The sequence below is a fragment of the Enterococcus sp. DIV1767 genome (assembly GCF_050542585.1).
GTDB lineage: Bacteria > Bacillota > Bacilli > Lactobacillales > Enterococcaceae > Enterococcus_D > Enterococcus_D innesii.
Genome location: NZ_CP172936.1, coordinates 731,731 through 749,930, shown reverse-complemented (window position 1 = coordinate 749,930; position 18,200 = coordinate 731,731). Strand labels below are relative to the sequence as shown.

Here is an 18,200-nt window from a genome sequence, read left to right as displayed (position 1 = left end):
CAGCGATAGTCCTTTCATTTTCTTTCAGTAAGCCTTTTCAAAATGACGTGTTTCTATACTTATTCGTTTTTCTGTGATAAACTAGGGATACTTGTAGTGGAACGACTTACAAACCCGGTGAATTTTTTATGACGACATTTGGAAAGCAAAGACGAGGCTTTCTCTTTTTTCTCACAACGATTGTCTGAAAAAAGCATGCAGCGGCTCTCGAAGCCTTCTTTTCAGGTCACTTTATTCGGACCTCGATTTTGTGATGCAGCGAATTCATCAACCAAATAGACTACTGCGAAAAGCAGATAAAGGAGAAAAGATATGATTTACAAAATTTATTACCAAGAAACAAAAGACCGCAACCCAAAGAGAGAACAAACCCACTCTTTGTACATTGAAGCAGACGATGCAGTGATCGCACGCCGTCTGGTTGAACAAAATACCCCATACAACATCGAGTTCGTTCAAGAACTAGATGAAAAACATTTAGCTTACGAAAAAGAAAACGCTGATTTCAAATTAGCGGAGTTTTAAGATGAAAGTTTCGCTGAAAAATAATGAGACTGGCGTATTCGGCGTCGGTGGACTTGGCGAAATCGGAAAAAACTGTTATGGGGTTCAGTTCCAAGATGAGATCATCTTAATAGACGCGGGAATCAAATTCCCCGAAGATGAACTGCTTGGGATCGACTATGTCATTTCCGATTATAGCTACATCGTTCAAAATTTACCGAAAGTCAAAGGCTTGATCGTCACTCATGGTCACGAAGACCATATTGGCGGAATCCCTTACTTGTTGCGGGAAGCCAATATCCCGATCTATGCGGGACCATTGGCACTTGCTTTGATCACCAACAAATTAGATGAGCATGGCTTATTGCGAGACGCAGAATTACACGAAATCAATGAAGATACGGTGATTCGTTTCCGTAAAACGTCCATCAGCTTCTTCCGAACGACCCACAGTATCCCTGATGCTTTAGGTGTCGTTGTCAAAACGCCTTCTGGCAATATCGTCGCAACAGGCGATTTCAAGTTTGACTTTACGCCTGTGGGCGAACCAGCAAACTTGCACAAAATGGCAAAAATTGGTGAAGAAGGTGTCCTTTGCCTCCTTTCCGATAGTACCAATGCAGAAATTCCAACCTTTACCAAATCAGAAAAAACGATCGGCAGCTCGATCCAAAAGATTTTTGAAAAAATCGATGGTCGGATCATTTTTGCCAGCTTTGCCTCCAACATTTTCCGTCTCCAACAAGCTGCAGATGCGGCGGTTGCGACTGGACGTAAAATCGCCGTTTTTGGACGCAGTATGGAAAATGCGATCGTCAACGGACAGCGCCTTGGCTATATCAAGGTGCCGGATGGAACCTTTGTGGAATCTCATGAGATCAATCGTTTGCCTGCAAACGAAACCATGATCCTTTGTACGGGTTCACAAGGAGAGCCAATGGCTGCTTTGAGTCGGATTGCCAATGGGACCCACCGTCAAATCCAAATTCATCCAGATGATACCGTGATTTTTTCAAGCTCACCGATCCCAGGAAATACCACGAGTGTCAATCAGCTGATCAACTTGCTGTTGGAAGCTGGCGCAAACGTGATCCATGGAAAATTGAACAACATCCATACTTCTGGTCATGGTGGCCAAGAAGAACAAAAACTGATGTTGCGTCTAATGAAACCAAAATTCTTTATGCCTGTCCACGGGGAATTTCGGATGCTGAACATCCACACCCAATTGGCACAAGATGTCGGTGTACCAAAAGAGAATTGTTTCATTATGGAAAATGGCGACATGTTGGCCTTAACGGCGGATACCGCTCGCTTGGCTGGTCATTTCAATGCCAATGATGTTTATGTCGACGGCAGCGGTATCGGTGATATCGGAAATGTTGTCTTACGAGATCGTCGCATTCTTTCAGAAGAAGGCCTCGTCTTAGCAGTAGCGACAGTCGATGTGGCGAAGAAAGAAGTCCTTGCTGGACCAGATATCCTTTCGCGTGGGTTTGTTTACATGCGAGAATCCGGCGAGATGATCAACGAAGCCCAACAAATTCTCTTCCGTGCGTTGCGGGAAGTCTTGAACCAACCAGACCCAACAGAGCACAAATTAAGAGAAGCGATGTCATCGGCTTTACAGCCATTCCTATTTGAAAAAACCGAACGTCATCCAATGATCCTTTCAATGATCATGACGCCGGATGATTTATAGTCTCACATGCAAGGGGAGTTCTCAGGTTACTGGGAACTCCCCTTTTTCCTTCCCCATGCAAAAAGCAAAAAAAAGACCATCTAATCGATGGTCTTTTGGGTTTTTGATTTCAAAGTGTTCTTACTGGCAGTTTGTTTGAAAGCTTACGCTTTGTTTACGTTAACTGCTTGAGGTCCACGATCAGAATCTTCCACGTCGAAAGTAACTGCTTGACCTTCTTCTAAAGTTTTGAATCCTTCACCTTGGATCGCTGAAAAATGTACAAATACGTCTGTACCGTCTTCGCGAGAGATAAAACCAAACCCTTTTTCAGCATTGAACCATTTTACTGTACCTTGTTCCATTATAAAAAAACCTCCTCGTGCATAAGCACTTAATTATGTGTAACATTGCCTTTGTGCGATAGAGGCCTAACGTGCGTTTCAACATCTATTCAGCAAACAAAATTACAATAATATTTTACACTTGCCCGTATTTTTTTGCAAGACAGACGATTAGACAATTCACCTTTATTTTTAATAATGTTCGCAAATTAGCCGTTGTGTCAGCAATTTTCTTGTTGCCAGAGGCCTTCTTCTCGCAAACTAACATAGGCATTGTCGCCAATAATCAAATGATCTAGTAGTTCGATCCCCATCAAGTCCCCACATTTGATCAAGCGGCGTGTAAACAGTAGATCTGCCTCCGAGGCTTGAGGACTTCCACTTGGGTGGTTGTGAACGACGATCACACGTGCGGCGCTATAACGTACCGCCCAATGAAAAATCTCCCGTGGGTGAGCGATCGACTGATTCAACGATCCGATGAAGATCGTCTTTTTTTGAATGATCTCATTTTTGGTATTCAAATAAATTCCTAGCAAGTGCTCCTGACGAAAGTCTTTTAATTCTTGGATCAGCTGATGAGCGATCGCCATACTGGAGTTGATCTTGCCGTACTTCGGTTGAACAGACCGCTGGATCCGCACGCCTAATTCAACCATCGCTTTGATCTCAATGGCTTTGATTTGTCCGACGCCGCGAATTTCTTGTAATTCATCGATTGTCGCTTCTTTTAATTCATACAATTCTTCAAAACGATTCAAGACACTAGCCGCCAATTCCAGGACATTTAGGGGCCGTGAGCCAGTTCGCAACAAAATGGCCAACAGTTCTTGGTTCGAAAGGGCATCAACCCCATATTGCACTAAGCGCTCTCGTGGAAACGAGCTTTGGGGAATTACTGTTTCATTGATCATAAAAAAACTCCTTTGCGTCGGTCTAATAAGAAATACGCAAAGGAGGAACTATTTGATTCCGATGCTTTTAAAAAATCGCCATTAGAAAGAAAAAGCCGTTTCTAGAAAATCTGGGACATCCTCTAGTGATGGTAAGACTTTCAAAACTTTTTCTTCAATGATGGTCGTCGGCGCGATCAAATCGGGAATCATAATGACTGAGATCCCTGCCCCATGAGCAGCATGGATACCATTGGCCGAATCTTCGAGGATCACCAATTCTTCTTTTGGTACCGCCAATAATGCGCGGGCTTTTTCAAAAATCTCAGGATCTGGTTTTGCCCGTGTGACATCATCAAAGCAGACGATCTCAGGAAATTCCGCCGTTAAGCCTGCTGCTTCCAGCAAGGTATCGATCACTTTGCGCTGGTTGCTAGACGCCAACACTCGGGGAATCTTTTTCTCATCAAGATAATGCAATAACTCGTGGATACCTGGCTTCAATTCAGCCTCGCCCCGTTGGAACATTTCCAGCGTTTGCTGAAAAGCCGCTTGAATAAATTCTTCAATCATCTGATGACCAAAGGCCTCATCGAACCGTTCATGATAGGCGGCCCAAACTTCTTCATCCGAGACCCCCACATAAGCTAGATACAACTCTTTTGTATAGGGAATACCCATTTGATCCGCCACGATTTGAGTTGCTTGGTAGTAGAGCAGCTCCGTGTCAAAAATCAAGCCGTCCATATCGAAAATCACACCACGTAACTTAGCCATTTTTTCCTCCTATTGCCAACAACAATTCACGAACTTCTGAAACAAAATACAAGGATCCTGTCACCAGTAGCAAATCTTCATTGGTCATTTTTTCTAATAACTCTGCCAAACCAAACTGCCATAAAGAAACCGTCGAGATTCGTTTTTCATCGAGTTCCTGATAGCCGTCTGCTAAATGCAATGCTTTGGGAAAATCAAAGGTCGTTAAATAAATCTCGGCTTGGGGAATCGCCAGCAATTGCTGAAGCATCTCATTGACGTTTTTAGTTTCTAAGGCTGAGAACAGCACATGGATGCGATAGTCGCTGAACTCTTCTTTCATTGTATCTACTAAACGAGCCATGGCGTGTACGTTATGGGCACCATCGATAATCACTAGTGGCTCACTACTGATTCGTTCCATTCGGGCGGGCCAATAGGCTTTTCGCAAGCCATTGCGAATCTCTTTGGCTGAAAACGGTAGTTGTCGCAGGTCGCAATACAGGCTGTACAATTGGATCGCAACACCGGCATTTTCTGGTTGATGGCGGCCTAACATCGGCGTTTTCAAGCCTTTGATTTTGCCATGCTCATTTTCAAAATCAAACAATTCGCCCCATTCTTCATCGGGATGACGATAGGTCACACGGTACTCTTGCCCTGCATGATAAGCGGGTGCCTGTGCTTCTGCAGCTTTCAAATCGATCACCGAAAGCGCACTTTCAACGATATTGCCAGTAACAAGGGGTGTTTGTGGCTTAATGATCCCTGCCTTATGGGCAGCGATTGCTTCAATAGTATCCCCTAAGACATCCATGTGATCCATGCCGATCGTCGTGATCGCGGTCAAAATAGGAGAAATAACGTTGGTACTATCTAAGAGTCCCCCTAAGCCAACTTCAATAATCGCAACATCGACCTTTTTTTCTTCAAAATAGCCTAATGCCATAGCGGTAATGATCTCGAACTGAGTGATGCCAGTCAAGGTTTCATCACGATCGATTTCAGCAACCAGCGGCTGGATTTTTTCCACCCAAGCGACCAAGTCCTCATCTGATATAAATTGTCCGTTGATTTCGATTCGTTCATTGAACGCTTCAATGTGTGGGGAAGTAAAGGTCCCCACTTGCTGCCCAGCTTCTTCTAAAAGACTGCGCAAATAACTGACGGTCGATCCCTTGCCATTCGTTCCGGCGATATGGATCATGGTCACCTTTTTTTCAGGATTCCCCATCCGTTTTAATAATGCTTCGACACGCATCAATCCGGGTCTTTGCCCAAATGTCAAACGCGAATGGATCCACGCTGTTGCTTCTTCGCTTGTCATCTCGCTCACCTCGCTCCTATTTTAACAAAAAATGAACGGCTTTCCCATTTTCTTTCCTTTAAACGAGAAAGTTATTCGCCCTGTTTCTATTGATTAAGCAAAAACAAGCATCTTCGAGAGATGCTTGTTTGCGCGTGATGTGCTCATCCTATTGGATTGTGCGTAATTGTTCGATCCGTTCTTGAACGGCTTTTTGTTTTTCAAGATAATCGGCTTCTTTGCTGCGTTCTTGTGCCACGACTTCCTCAGGCGCATTGGCAACGAAGCGTTCGTTCGCCAGTTTGCCTTGTACCCGTTGAACTTCTTGAGTGAACTTCGCTAGTTCTTTCTCCAAACGCGCGATTTCTTCTTCAATGTTGATCAACCCAGCTAGTGGCAAGTAGATCGTCGCACCTGACAGGATGGCTGACATCGCCAATTCAGGAGCTTGCAAGCTGTTAGAGATTTCTAGTTCTTCTGGATTACAGAAGCGTTCGATATAGTTTTTGTTAGCAATCAAGAATTCTTCGATCTCAGGCTCATTTGCTTGGATCAGCAAAGTAATTGGTTTCGAAAGTGGTGTATTTACTTCTGCTCGGATATTTCGAACCGAACGAATCAATTCTTTCAACACTTCCATCCCTTGCGCCGCTTTTTCATCGGTCCATTCTGGTGCCACTTGTGGATACTCAGCAACAACTAATGATTCCCCTGTATGCGGCAGTTTGCTCCAGATTTCTTCGGTAACAAATGGCATGATTGGGTGCAACAAGCGTAAAATTTGATCAAGAACATGGACTAAGATGCTCTTATTGACTTGTTTCGCTGCTTCATTGTCACCGTATAAGGTTTCTTTCGACATTTCAATGTACCAGTCACAGAAGTCATCCCAGATAAAGTTGTATAATTGACGACCCGCTTCCCCAAATTCGAAGCGTTCAAAAAGATCAGTGACTTTTTCAATCGTTTCATTCAAGCGCGTCAAGATCCAACGATCCGCCACTGATTTTTCACCAGAAAAATCAATGTCTTCTGCAGTCATTTCACTGACATTCATCAAGACAAAACGGGAAGCATTCCAAATTTTATTGATGAAGTTCCAAGCGGCATCCATTTTTTCATAGCTAAAACGCACGTCTTGCCCCGGTGCAGAGCCATTTGATAAGAACCAACGCAATGCATCAGCACCGTATTGTTCAATGACTTCCATCGGATCGATCCCGTTTCCAAGAGACTTACTCATTTTGCGACCTTGTTCATCACGGATCAATCCGTGGATCAAGACATTTTCAAATGGTCGTTTGCCAGTAAATTCCAAGCTTTGGAAAATCATACGACTTACCCAGAAGAAAATGATGTCGTAACCAGTTACTAATGTATTCGTTGGGAAGTAGCGTTGGAAATCTTCATTGTTTTCATCTGGCCATCCCATTGTTGAAAACGGCCATAAAGCAGAACTAAACCAGGTATCCAATACGTCTGGATCTTGCTGCCAATTTTCGGCATCTGCTGGCGCTTCAAGACCTACATACATTTCTCCCGTTTCTTTGTGGTACCAAGCTGGGATTTGATGGCCCCACCACAACTGACGAGAGATCACCCAGTCATGGACATTTTCCATCCAACGTAAGAATGTCTGGTTGAAACGTGGCGGATAAAAGTCCACCGCTTCGTCGGTATCTTGGTTGTCGATGGCTTGTTTTGCTAATGGTTCCATTTTTACGAACCATTGTGTTGATAAACGAGGTTCGACTACTACGCCTGTCCGTTCTGAGTGACCTACGCTATGGACCATTTTTTCGATCTTGATCAGACGACCTAACGCCTCTAAGTCTTTCACGATTTGCTTGCGAGCAGCAAAACGATCCATTCCTGCATAGGTACCTGCTAAGTCATTCATTGTTCCATCATCGTTCATAACATTGACCCTTGGTAGGTCATGGCGGTTACCGACCTCAAAGTCATTCGGGTCATGGGCAGGAGTGATTTTTACGACCCCTGTTCCAAATTCTTGGTCCACGTACTCGTCAGCAATGATTGGGATCTCTTTATTGACCAAAGGCAAAATCACTTTTTTACCGATCAATGCTTGATAGCGTTCATCTTCTGGATGAACCGCGACTGCTGTATCCCCCAACATTGTTTCTGGACGAGTCGTTGCGATCTCCACCACACCGCTGCCATCTGCTAATTCGTAAGACATGTGGTAAAAAGCACCTTCGATGTCTTTGTGGATCACTTCAATATCAGATAATGCCGTGCGGGCTTGCGGATCCCAGTTGATAATGTACTCGCCACGATAGATCAAGCCTTTTTCATAGAGCGTCACGAAAACTTTACGAACCGCTTCGGATAATCCATCATCTAACGTAAAGCGTTCACGGCTATAGTCTAGAGATAAGCCTAGTTTCGCCCATTGTTCCCGAATGTGACCGGCATATTCTTCTTTCCAATCCCATACTTGTTCAACAAATTTTTCCCGACCAAGGTCATAGCGAGAAATTCCTTGTTCCCGCAGCTTTTCTTCTACTTTGGCTTGGGTAGCGATCCCTGCATGGTCCATTCCTGGTAACCATAAGGTATCATACCCTTGCATCCGTTTTTGACGAATGATGATGTCTTGTAACGTGGTATCCCAGGCATGACCTAAGTGCAATTTTCCTGTTACGTTTGGTGGTGGAATCACGATAGAATACGGTTTTGCTTCTTTGTTGCCGCTTGGTTTAAAACGGTCATGTTCTAACCAATCTTGGTAACGCCCCGCTTCTACTTCTTGGGGATTGTACTTGGTGGATAGATTCTCAGTTTCTGTCATAGTTGGTCCTCCTAAAGTTACGTTTTTTAAGCGTAATGGTTGGTGTGGTTTTTTTGGTGCCAGTTGCCAAGTAAAGCGTGACAATGTTTGAATCGTTCAGGATGAGTGCGGTGGTAATTATCAGCAGTTTATTGTTGGTAAAAAAATTGCTTACAGAGGTCAAGGCACACTTCCGTGATCCTCTATTGTGTCTTAGGGCTTTGGGCAACCGATCTGACTCGCTTCGTGAACCAATTTTGATGACTTCTTGTACTGTTCATCATCTATTCTGTCTTGCTTCGCAAGCCAATCGCAGTGATTCCTAGTATGGTTACTACGCTCCCTTTGGTCGCCTAGTACTGTTCATCATCTATTCTGTCCCTCTTTGTGGGCCACTCATTGTGATTCCTAGTATGGTTACTACGCTCCCTACGGTCGCCTAGTACTGTTCATCATCTATTCTGTCTTGCTCCGCAAGCCAGTCGTTGTGATTCCTAGTACGGTTACTACGCTCCCTTTGGTCGCCTAGTACTGTTCATCATCTGCTCTGTCCCACTTTGTGGGCCAGTCATAGTGATTCCTAGTATGGTTACTACGCTCCCTTTGGTCGCCTAGTACTGTTCATCATCTGCTCTGTCCCACTTGTGGGCCAGTCGCAGTGATTCACAGCAAAAAGCGCCCTAATGCCGAAGCATTAGGGCGCTGATACGCGGTACCACCTAAATTGCAGATTGCTCTGCCACTTTGACGTGAGGTAACGTTCACGACGCGCTTGATCTTACTGTGCGGCTTTGTCTGCAAGAAACAAACCGTGGTTCGGATCAAAGACCTTCAAGCTACCTTTTCAGTGTCTGGGGAAGTCTTGCACCGACCGACTTCTCTCTGACCGCCAGGGTCACTGATACTCCTCTTGAACATTGTCTTGCTATCATAGATTCTTGTTTCATCTTGCTACATTCTACAATGAACTTTTTTGAAAGTCAATCAGAGGTTTGCTTTTGCCGCATCAATGGCTGCTTGATAATCCGGTTCGTGGGAGATTTCAGGAACGATCTCAACGTGTTGAATCACGCCTTCACGGTCCAAAACGAAAATTGCTCGGGCAAAATGACCGAAGTCTGGGATCATGATTTGATAGGCCTCACCGAAGGTATTCGCCGGATCATGAAGCATGATCATGTCGACGCCTTCTTGGCCGCACCATTGTGCTTGTTCTTCTTTTGTATTGTTAGAGATCGTTACAAAATTTATATCATCCAATTGACTTGCCTCTTGGTTGAAACGCTTGGTCTGCAACGCACAAACGCGTGTCACGATATCGGGAACAACGCTGATGATCGTTGGTTTTCCTAAAAAATCAGTCAGTGTGTATTCCTTGTCCTCTAAACTTTTCAAGCGAAAATCAGCTGCTTTATCCCCTACTTTTGGTTGGTTGCCGGGCATCTCATAAACCGTTTCTTTGCGTGTAACTTGCATAACATCTCTCCTATAGCATTTTCTCCCAGTATAAGAAAGATTGTCAAAAAACGAAAAGGATTTGCTCAGACTTTCGATTTTTGCGAGTAGGTCGTATCAAAAAAGATCAAGGTTTGCAATTCTGTCGTCAAATCAATGTATTGGATATTGACATCTTTTGGCACGATGACGGGATCAGGGGCAAAATTCAGGATTGCTGTGATCCCAGCATCCACGATCGCATCGATCGCCATTTGTGAATAGCGGCTAGGAACAGTCGAAATCGCTACGGTGATCCCTTTTTCCGCTACGACTTCCGCCAATTGGTCCATTCCATAGACATAACGTCCACTAATGGTCTGGCCAATCATTTCTGGATCATTGTCAAAAACCGCGATGACGGAAAGATTTTCATTTCTGCGAAAATTGTTGTTAGCTAACGCTTTTCCTAAATTTCCATAACCAATCAAGGCGATTTTTTTCTCCTCATTGGTTTCTAAAATATAGCTCAAAACCTCAATCAAATAAGGAACATCATAGCCATAGCCACTTCTACCCAATTCTCCTAGATGAGAAAAATCCCGGCGGATCGTGGCTGAAGGAACTTGCGTGATTTCTGCAAACTCTTTTGATTTGATTCGCTGAATACCTGAGGCATCCAGTAATTTTAAGTGTCGTAAATAAGCTGGCAAACGTTTTGCCGTTGCTTTCGGAAGTTTTTTATCTCTTAATGCTTCCATCCTGTCCACCCCCCTTGTTAAATGATTCACATATTGAGTGTAGCATGTTCCATTTTCAATAGCAAGAAAATATTCACAAACTCTCTCACACGATGAAAAACGACCACAAATGTTCCATAACAGTTGTGGTCGTAGTTTAAAAAAGAGAGATTATTATAAGAATTCAGCGAATTCAGTTGCTGCTTTTTCTTGATTTGCCGTGATTACTTCCAGTTTCAACCCAGCCATCGCCCGTTCCATCATCCCTTCGATATCGAGACGCTCTTCATATTGATGTACTTTATCCAGTCTTGGGCGCGTCTTTGGTTGAGGAGGCGCAAAGATTGTGCAGCAATCCTCAAAGGGCTGAACCGACAATTCAAAGGTATCAATGGCTTCGGCAACTTCAATGATCTCCAATTTGTCCATCGTTGCCACTGGGCGCACGATCGGCGTATTGGTTACTTCATTGATGGCGACCATGCTATGCAAAGTTTGTGAAGCGACTTGTCCTAATGATTCACCATTTAAGATGATCAAACCGTGACGAGCCTCACGAATCGCATCTGTCAAACGCAGCATCATCCGACGAGTGATGGTCATCCAATAACCTTGCGGTACGCGGTTTTTGATTTCTTCTTGGATTTCCGTAAACGGAACTTCGATAAATTGAATGCTTCCTACATAAGGCGCAAGCTTCTTCGTTAAATCTTTGGCTTTTTGTAATGCTTGTTCACTCGTATAAGGAGGACTTGCAAAATGGACCGCTTCGATCTCAACGCCGCGTTTCATGGCAAAGTAGCCTGCGACTGGCGAATCAATACCGCCAGAAAGCATCAACATTCCCTTTCCACTGGTGCCCACTGGCAGCCCAGCGGCTCCTTGGATCGTTTCATAGGACAAATAAGCGCCATCGATCCGTATTTCTACCCGCAAATTGATGTCTGGTTTTTTCATTTGGACTTTGATATCAGGAAAACGGTCGATCACCGCATTACCTAAGGTCAAATTCAACTGGTTGCTATCTTGCACAAACGAATGATCACTGCGCTTGGCTGTGATTTTGAAGGTCTCAACACCCGTATAGATCTCTGCCATGACGTCTTGAACGGCTTTCTTTAATACTTCGATATCTTTTTCGACCCGAATGCTGGGGGAAAAGTTTTGAATCCCAAAGACTTTTTGCAGCTTAGGAATGATCTCTTGGCTGTTTTCACCGTTCAATAGCAAGTGCATGCGATCTCGCTCGGCATGAACTTTGACATGGGGATAATCTGCTAAGGTACGTTTGACGTTTGAAGCTAATTGCATAATAAAACTACGACGATTTTTGCCCTTTGTTGACAGTTCGCCATAACGAACCATGATTTCTGAATAATTCACGAGAAAACTCCTTTGATTTGGATTGATTTTATAGTGGTCTGTCGTGCTTAATTGATTTTCGAAAATTTTTGGTACAACTGGTGGAAGACGATCAGAAACTGTTCGACTTCAGCCATCGTATTACTCTCATCTAAACTGATACGAACAGCCGATGTCGCTAACTGTTCCGGAACGTGCATCGCATGAAGCGTACTACTGGCCATCTTTTTACGGGAGGAACAAGCACTTGTCGTCGAAAGATAGATCTGCTTTTCTTCAAAGGCATGGACTAAGACTTCTCCTCTGATCCCTTTTAATGAAAAACAAAGTATATGTGGCGCAAACCCTTCAGTGCCAGAAAAAAGCGTGACTTTCTCGTACCCAGCCAGTGCTTCTTGCAAATAGCCTTTTAATAATTGAACATGGTTCGGCTTTTCAGCCTTTTGCTCGGTCGCTAAACGTAGGGCTTTTGCCATAGCAACGATTGCTGGTACATTTTCGGTACCGCTGCGTTGATTTTGCTCTTGCCCACCGCCAGTCATCAATGGCGCCAACTTACGGCCTTGTTTCCAATAGATAAAGCCGGCGCCACGAGGTCCGTGAAATTTATGTGCAGAGAACACGGCAAAATCGACTCGCTCATTGAACCATTGCTCTTGCGGGACCTTTGTGATGGCTTGGACGGCATCTACATGGAAATGGATCGTTGGGTAGTCCGCTAACACGGTTGCAATCTCATGGATCGGTTGGATCGATCCTACCTCATTATTGACCGCCATCACCGAAACCAAAATCGTTTCTTTGCGAATTAACTTTGCTAATTCTGACACGTTGACAAAGCCTTGGGCATCGACAGGCACAACACTGACTTCAAACCCTAACTCGGCCAATTGAGCCGCTGTTTCACTGACGGCAGGGTGTTCAATACTGGAAATAATCAGGTGATTTCCATAGGCTTTTTTCGCTATAGCAGTCCCTTTGATGACCCAGTTGTCTCCTTCAGTTCCCCCACTGGTAAATGCGATCTCTTTGGAAGAAACGTTTAACAGATCGGCGATCTGCTGACGTGATTGCTGCAGCAGGCGATTGGCTTGATTTCCTAAATCATGCAGGCTTGAGGGATTGCCGATGATTCGCTGACTGACTTGGACATATGTATTTAAAGCTTGTGGATAAATAGCGGTTGTTGCACTGTTGTCAAAATAGATCAATGATAGGACCCTTTCTCTAAAAAAATTCTTTCCCATTATAACTGCTCTTGGGCTGAGTTTCAAGGTGACTCGCTGGCTTTGCCCTTATTTAAAGGAAACTTTTCCTCCCTTCGTAAGCGGTACTCATGCAACGAGCCATTCTTTCCATGAAAAAAGCCAGTCAGTTTTTCACTGCTGGCTTTCGTATTATACTAAGTCGCGGTTATTGAAGTAGAAGTTTTCGATCCGTTTGAAGGCACCTGGTTCTACTCGTTCCAACGCTGTGCCGATTTCATCTAGCGCATCTTGATAGCGATATTCTTTACTGAACAAGTAAAGTGATTTGTCGATCGCTGCCTTGATATCTGGATGAGAATGACGATAGCGGTTGGCATATTGCATCATTTGCTCAGTCAATGCCGCAGCATCCACTAAGTCTTTCGTTTGTTCATCTAAAAGATCAAGATCTTCTTCACAGACAGAAACCAATTTATTGATTTCTTGCATGTTGATGCGAATCTTGTTCAATTCTTTGCCTAATTCTTCCACCCGATCTGTTGCCACGAAGAAGAATTCTAAATACTCGCCTGGCAAACCAGGTAAGCGTTGCTTCTCAACAAACCGCTTCAAGTTGCGTAGACGGAATTCGAAGCTTTCCACTTTTTCTTGCGCAACTTTTTCGCCACGACGTAATTCCGCAAGGGAATCATCGATTTCGACTTGCTGGCTTTCCACATCATCCAAAATCTTGTAGGCATCTTTGTAGAAGCTTTGCACTTCTGAATAAGGAATTTCGTGCTTTTCTAATTGTGGTAGGTACTCGTTGTTGCGACGAGCCAATTCGTCGACTTCCGTTTGGAAACCACGGACGCGACCTAATTCATTATGATTCAATGTGTAGCTTTGTGCCGTATGATCCAACTCGATCAACAATTGACGGTTGTTCTTCGTTGCGTGGTCAATATAGTCTTCAATGATTTGGCGATTTTTCATGACATATTTCTTGGCGTTGATCTCACGTTCCATCACCGTATACAAGGCATCGATATCACTTGCAGTATCACGACTTGCCACTTCAACGGAAGCGACTTCTGTTTTCGCTAGATCGTTCATGGAGTTTTCAACTCGTTTTTTCACACGGTTGATTTCTTCTTGGAAGTTTGCTTCTGGGAACACATATTTTTGTTCTAATAATTTTTTGTAGCCATCTTGGATTTCTTTCAACTGATCTGGGAAGGTGCGGTTTAATTCTTCGTAGGCCGCTGGGATCCGTTTCATTAAGTCTTCCACTTCATAGGTGTGTTTTTCCGCTTGGTCTAACACTTCCCGTGCTTCCACAGGATCGCCTGAAGTATTTAAGGTAACAAATTGGGTGAACTCAATTTCAATGTTTTTGATTTGTTTTTGCAGCTCATTGTAAGCAGGACCGAATTCTTCCCCTTGATCCCGTAGCTTCTTCTTCAAGTCTTCGTAAACGTCCAACGCTTTTTGGACTTCTAGTGAATTTCGTTCTTCACTTTCTCGTAATTCTTTCAAGCCGGCGCGAATCTCTTCTACTTGACGTTCCATCTCATCCATGGTCGCTTCGGCTTGGACGATCGCCCCTTTTGCTTTGAAAAAGCGGATGCGTTCGTTTAGTTCTTCCACTTCAAAGATTTGACTCTCAAGTTCAGCAAAAGATTTTGTGGAGATATCTGTCCATTGTTGGTTCCACTCACGGAAGGTATTTTGACTTTGACCAACCAAGTGCATTCTTTTTACTTCATCGACTTCTTCGATCACCGGTAAGTCAAACAGATTTTCTTTGCGTTTTTCCAAGTCATTTAGCTTTTCTTGGTTTTTCTTCCGCATGAAAAAGCCAATTGCATACAAGACCGCTGCGATGATAATGATGGCAATGACAATTCCAAAGATGATATTAGTTCCCATTTTGTGGTTCCTCCAATTTTCAAATATACATGTTTCGTCTAAAACCTGCTGATCAGCAGATTGATTGATAAGTTCATTGAGCATAAAAAGGACAGACAGTCCCTTTATAAAAAAGCATCTACGCTAGATTATAGCATAAAGAAAAAAATCAAGCATTAGATTGAGGCAAAAAAGATCGACTTTTTTCGCATTGAATAAAATCATTCACGGCTTTTCCATCGATAATGAAAACAAGTCGTGAAATTTACATCAACAAGTGACTTTTTTTCTGATTTTTCCGATTTTTTTCAAGAAACCGCTTGATTTCTCCCTATTGAAACTGTACTCTAGTAAAAAGCTTGAACAGGAGTAATGTCAAATGAAAGTAGCGAAATTCGGAGGCAGTTCCCTTGCCTCAGCCGAACAAGTCGAAAAAGTTGTTGCGATAATTGAAAGTGATCCTAAAAGACGGTTTGTCGTTGTTTCAGCGCCTGGTAAGCGTTCCAGTGACGATCAGAAAGTCACCGATCTGTTACTAGCAGTCTGTACCCGTCTGTGTGCTCAAGAAGAAATTACTGATTTAATCGAAGAAATCTATGCCCGCTATACCGCGATCGCCGCCCCTTTTAATATCGAACAAGTCCATTTAGATCGCATCTGGCAATCATTGGCGGCTTTTCAAACGCTGCCTACCCAAGACAATCCGCATCTCTATGATACGGTCTTGGCAAGCGGCGAAGACAACAATGCCAAATTGATCGCAGGGATTTTACAAAGTCGTGGGTTAGCTGCTCGCTACATGAATCCGCAAGAACTTGGGTTGCTAGTGACGGATGAACCCCAAAACGCCCGTATCTTGAACAAGTCGTACGCCAAGATCGCACAATGGCGCGATAGTTCTGAAATCTTAGTGATTCCTGGCTTCTTTGGTTACACAGAAGCCGGCGAGATTTGTACCTTCTCTCGAGGGGGATCAGATATTTCTGGTGCCATCGTGGCGGCTGGTCTGCAAGTAGAATTGTACGAAAACTTTACCGATGTCGATGGGATTTTTTCTGCTCATCCAGGCTACGTTCATCATCCAGAGTCCATCAAAGAAGTGACTTACCGAGAAATGCGGGAGCTGTCTTATGCCGGCTTTACTGTGTTGCACGATGAGGCGTTGATGCCTTCATACCATGCAAAAATTCCCGTGGTGATCAAAAACACCAATAATCCAAGTCATCCCGGTACCTTGATCACCAACCAAAGAGACAACTTGGATCAGCCGGTGATCGGCGTTGCCAGTGACGAAGGCTTTTGTATGATCTATATCCGCAAATACTTGATGAACCGCGAAGTTGGGTTCACGTTACGGGTCTTAGAGATTTTCCGGGAATTTGATTTAAATTATGAACACATGCCTTCAGGAATCGATGATATCTCGATCATTATGCGCTCCAACCAGTTGAATCCAGTATTGGAAGAAGAACTGCTGCGCAAGATCGCCTACGAGATCGATCCCGATGAACTGCGAATGACCCACGATCTCTCCATGGTCGTCGTTGTTGGTGAAGGAATGCGTCAACGAGTCGGAATCACTGCCGACAGTACCGCTGCCCTTGCGCGGAAAAATATCAACTTAGAGATGATCAACCAAGGGTCCTCTGAGGTCAGCATCATGTTCGGCATCCACAAAGAACAAGAAAAAGCCGCTGTCAGAACCCTTTACTACACTTTCTTTGATTAAACCAAACGTGCCAGTTGCACCACTCCTTTTGCTGATAAGCAATCGGAACGGGCAACTGGCACGTTTCTGTTTTATTCTGACGATTCTTGGGCTTGCGCTTGTTTTTGCGCCAATTGGCGTTTGATTTCTGCCTTGATTCGCGGTTCAGGAGCATACCGTTCTTCCCAATCGCTCGGCTTCATGACTTTGTGGGTCTCAGGATCATAATGGGGCTGCCCATCTGGGAAAAGTTTCCCCATGTTGGCTTCATGAACGATAGCCAAGATCGGCGCTGGATCGACCCCTAACAGTGAAAAAGAGCCATAGGTAAAATACAGCAGATCACAGAGCGCATCGACTTGTTCTACTAGAGAATCACTGACAGGCTGTTTTTTGGCAGCCAGCTTGGCTTGGGCTTGATCGATCGCTTGATGCAAATGCTCCAGACCTGATTGGAAGGTCTCTTCGTCATTGTTGCTGGCAGCATAAAGGAACTCAACTAATTCTTCAATTTTAAAACCAGCACGAAACTGGGCTTTTTCCGCTGAAAAAGCTTGTGGATATGGCGGTCGTGTTGGATCAAAGGTTTTATGAAACTCTTCCGTCATTTCAAATGGACTCATTTTACTCGCTTCTTTCTGCTTTTTTTAATGGTTCTGTTTCATGTTTCTACGCTGTCTCCTACGTTGCTTCATGGATTGGCTACTTGCTTATTTTTTTCATTCCTTGGCTTTAGCATCCTCGGCAATGATGCCAAAATGGATCAAGGCTTTCTTGATGCCGTCATGATCGTTGGTGTCCGTCACAAAGTCAGCACTGGCTTTAGTGATAGGCTGGGCATTGCCCATCGCCACCCCGATCCCCACGCCTTCTAACATTTCCACATCATTAAAATGATCCCCAAAGGCCATCGCTTCTTCCATCGCGATCCCTTCATAGGCCAAAAACTCTTTGATGCCTTTGATTTTTGAACCGTTTTTCGGCACGATGTCAACAGAATAGGCATTGGATCGCTTAAAATCACATTGCGGCAGCTTGGACCGTAATTTTTCGCGCTCTGATTCAGGGCTCAGCATAATGCACTGATAGATGGGCTCTCGTAAAATGTCCAATGATTCATAACGTTTGGCGTTGCGATTGGGACTGAAGCGCTGCAAAACTTTCTTTAAAAAACCGACGGGAAATTTTTTGGGCACATAGCGCAAGTAGCGCTGCATGACGGGTGATTGGCTTAAACGGATCGTCAAGCTACCAGCCACTTGGGTTTCTCCGCCAAACATGACTTGACGGTAATTTTCATCGGCGTAGTCTACGATCGCTTCCAATGTTTGTTTTGGAAATGGTTTGGCATAAATCAAGTTTTCCTTCGTGTAGACATATTGGCCGTTATAGGTGATAAACATGTCTAACGACAAGTAATCGATCACCTTCTCTAAATCAACCGGACCACGTCCGGTGGCAATGCCGCAGAGGACGCCATTGGCTTGAGCTTGTTTGATGGCTTCACGGGTACTGGCAAGCGCCTTGCCGTTGCTGGCGATCAGTGTGCCATCAATATCAAAAAAGATTGCTTTTATCAT

General features: G+C 44.1%; 15 protein-coding genes and 1 other annotated feature. Of the genes, 3 read left to right on the top strand and 12 right to left on the bottom strand.

The annotated features are described in order from the left end of the window. Positions 1–312: 312 nt before the first annotated feature. Positions 313–525, top strand: a complete 213-nt coding sequence (locus tag IGI78_RS03515; protein ID WP_005225157.1) for a DNA-directed RNA polymerase subunit epsilon — start codon at positions 313–315, stop codon at positions 523–525. A gap of 1 nt (position 526) precedes the next feature. Next, positions 527–2,206, top strand: coding sequence for a ribonuclease J1 (rnjA, locus tag IGI78_RS03510; RefSeq protein ID WP_005225156.1), 1,680 nt, complete (start codon positions 527–529; stop codon positions 2,204–2,206). A 143-nt stretch (positions 2,207–2,349) separates the two neighbouring features. Here the strand turns inward: rnjA and IGI78_RS03505 are convergent, their stop codons facing one another. From IGI78_RS03505 to ezrA, 10 genes are all read right to left on the bottom strand, one after another. After that, a complete protein-coding gene (locus tag IGI78_RS03505; RefSeq protein ID WP_005225155.1) occupies positions 2,350–2,550 on the bottom strand; it encodes a cold-shock protein in 201 nt (66 codons plus the stop codon). 200 nt (positions 2,551–2,750) lie between these two features. Continuing rightward, positions 2,751–3,443, bottom strand: a complete 693-nt coding sequence (radC, locus tag IGI78_RS03500; protein ID WP_081119097.1) for a RadC family protein — start codon at positions 3,441–3,443, stop codon at positions 2,751–2,753. Between the two features lie 81 nt (positions 3,444–3,524). Then, the gene (locus tag IGI78_RS03495; RefSeq protein WP_081119098.1) at positions 3,525–4,199 is read right to left on the bottom strand and encodes an HAD family hydrolase; all 675 of its coding nucleotides are present in this window, start codon (positions 4,197–4,199) and stop codon (positions 3,525–3,527) included. Next, on the bottom strand, positions 4,192–5,505 hold the full coding sequence (locus IGI78_RS03490) for a bifunctional folylpolyglutamate synthase/dihydrofolate synthase (protein ID WP_195266099.1): 1,314 nt from the start codon (positions 5,503–5,505) through the stop codon (positions 4,192–4,194). The genes IGI78_RS03495 and IGI78_RS03490 overlap by 8 nt, the downstream gene beginning before the upstream one ends. Before the next feature lie 148 nt (positions 5,506–5,653). After that, complete coding sequence (locus tag IGI78_RS03485; protein ID WP_077454036.1) at positions 5,654–8,299, bottom strand: valine--tRNA ligase; 2,646 nt, start codon at positions 8,297–8,299, stop codon at positions 5,654–5,656. A gap of 671 nt (positions 8,300–8,970) precedes the next feature. Continuing rightward, positions 8,971–9,205 (bottom strand) — a binding site (T-box leader). 57 nt (positions 9,206–9,262) lie between these two features. Further along, the gene (gene tpx / locus IGI78_RS03480) at positions 9,263–9,754 is read right to left on the bottom strand and encodes a thiol peroxidase (protein WP_008377033.1); all 492 of its coding nucleotides are present in this window, start codon (positions 9,752–9,754) and stop codon (positions 9,263–9,265) included. 65 nt (positions 9,755–9,819) lie between these two features. Then, the gene (locus tag IGI78_RS03475; RefSeq protein WP_005237525.1) at positions 9,820–10,473 is read right to left on the bottom strand and encodes a redox-sensing transcriptional repressor Rex; all 654 of its coding nucleotides are present in this window, start codon (positions 10,471–10,473) and stop codon (positions 9,820–9,822) included. A 153-nt stretch (positions 10,474–10,626) separates the two neighbouring features. Next, positions 10,627–11,835 (bottom strand): tRNA uracil 4-sulfurtransferase ThiI, encoded by a 1,209-nt coding sequence (thiI, locus tag IGI78_RS03470; RefSeq protein WP_042890128.1) that lies wholly within the window; start codon positions 11,833–11,835, stop codon positions 10,627–10,629. A 47-nt stretch (positions 11,836–11,882) separates the two neighbouring features. Next, the gene (locus IGI78_RS03465) at positions 11,883–13,025 is read right to left on the bottom strand and encodes a cysteine desulfurase family protein (protein ID WP_081119120.1); all 1,143 of its coding nucleotides are present in this window, start codon (positions 13,023–13,025) and stop codon (positions 11,883–11,885) included. 186 nt (positions 13,026–13,211) lie between these two features. Next, the gene (ezrA, locus tag IGI78_RS03460; protein WP_016611694.1) at positions 13,212–14,933 is read right to left on the bottom strand and encodes a septation ring formation regulator EzrA; all 1,722 of its coding nucleotides are present in this window, start codon (positions 14,931–14,933) and stop codon (positions 13,212–13,214) included. A gap of 358 nt (positions 14,934–15,291) precedes the next feature. On the opposite strand from ezrA, the gene IGI78_RS03455 reads away from it, so the two are divergent. Next, complete coding sequence (locus IGI78_RS03455; RefSeq protein ID WP_081119103.1) at positions 15,292–16,641, top strand: aspartate kinase; 1,350 nt, start codon at positions 15,292–15,294, stop codon at positions 16,639–16,641. Between the two features lie 71 nt (positions 16,642–16,712). Here the strand turns inward: IGI78_RS03455 and IGI78_RS03450 are convergent, their stop codons facing one another. Both IGI78_RS03450 and IGI78_RS03445 read right to left on the bottom strand, forming a co-directional pair. After that, positions 16,713–17,243 (bottom strand): HAD family hydrolase, encoded by a 531-nt coding sequence (locus IGI78_RS03450; RefSeq protein WP_430618449.1) that lies wholly within the window; start codon positions 17,241–17,243, stop codon positions 16,713–16,715. A 96-nt stretch (positions 17,244–17,339) separates the two neighbouring features. Then, on the bottom strand, positions 17,340–18,200 hold the full coding sequence (locus IGI78_RS03445; protein ID WP_411416003.1) for a Cof-type HAD-IIB family hydrolase: 861 nt from the start codon (positions 18,198–18,200) through the stop codon (positions 17,340–17,342).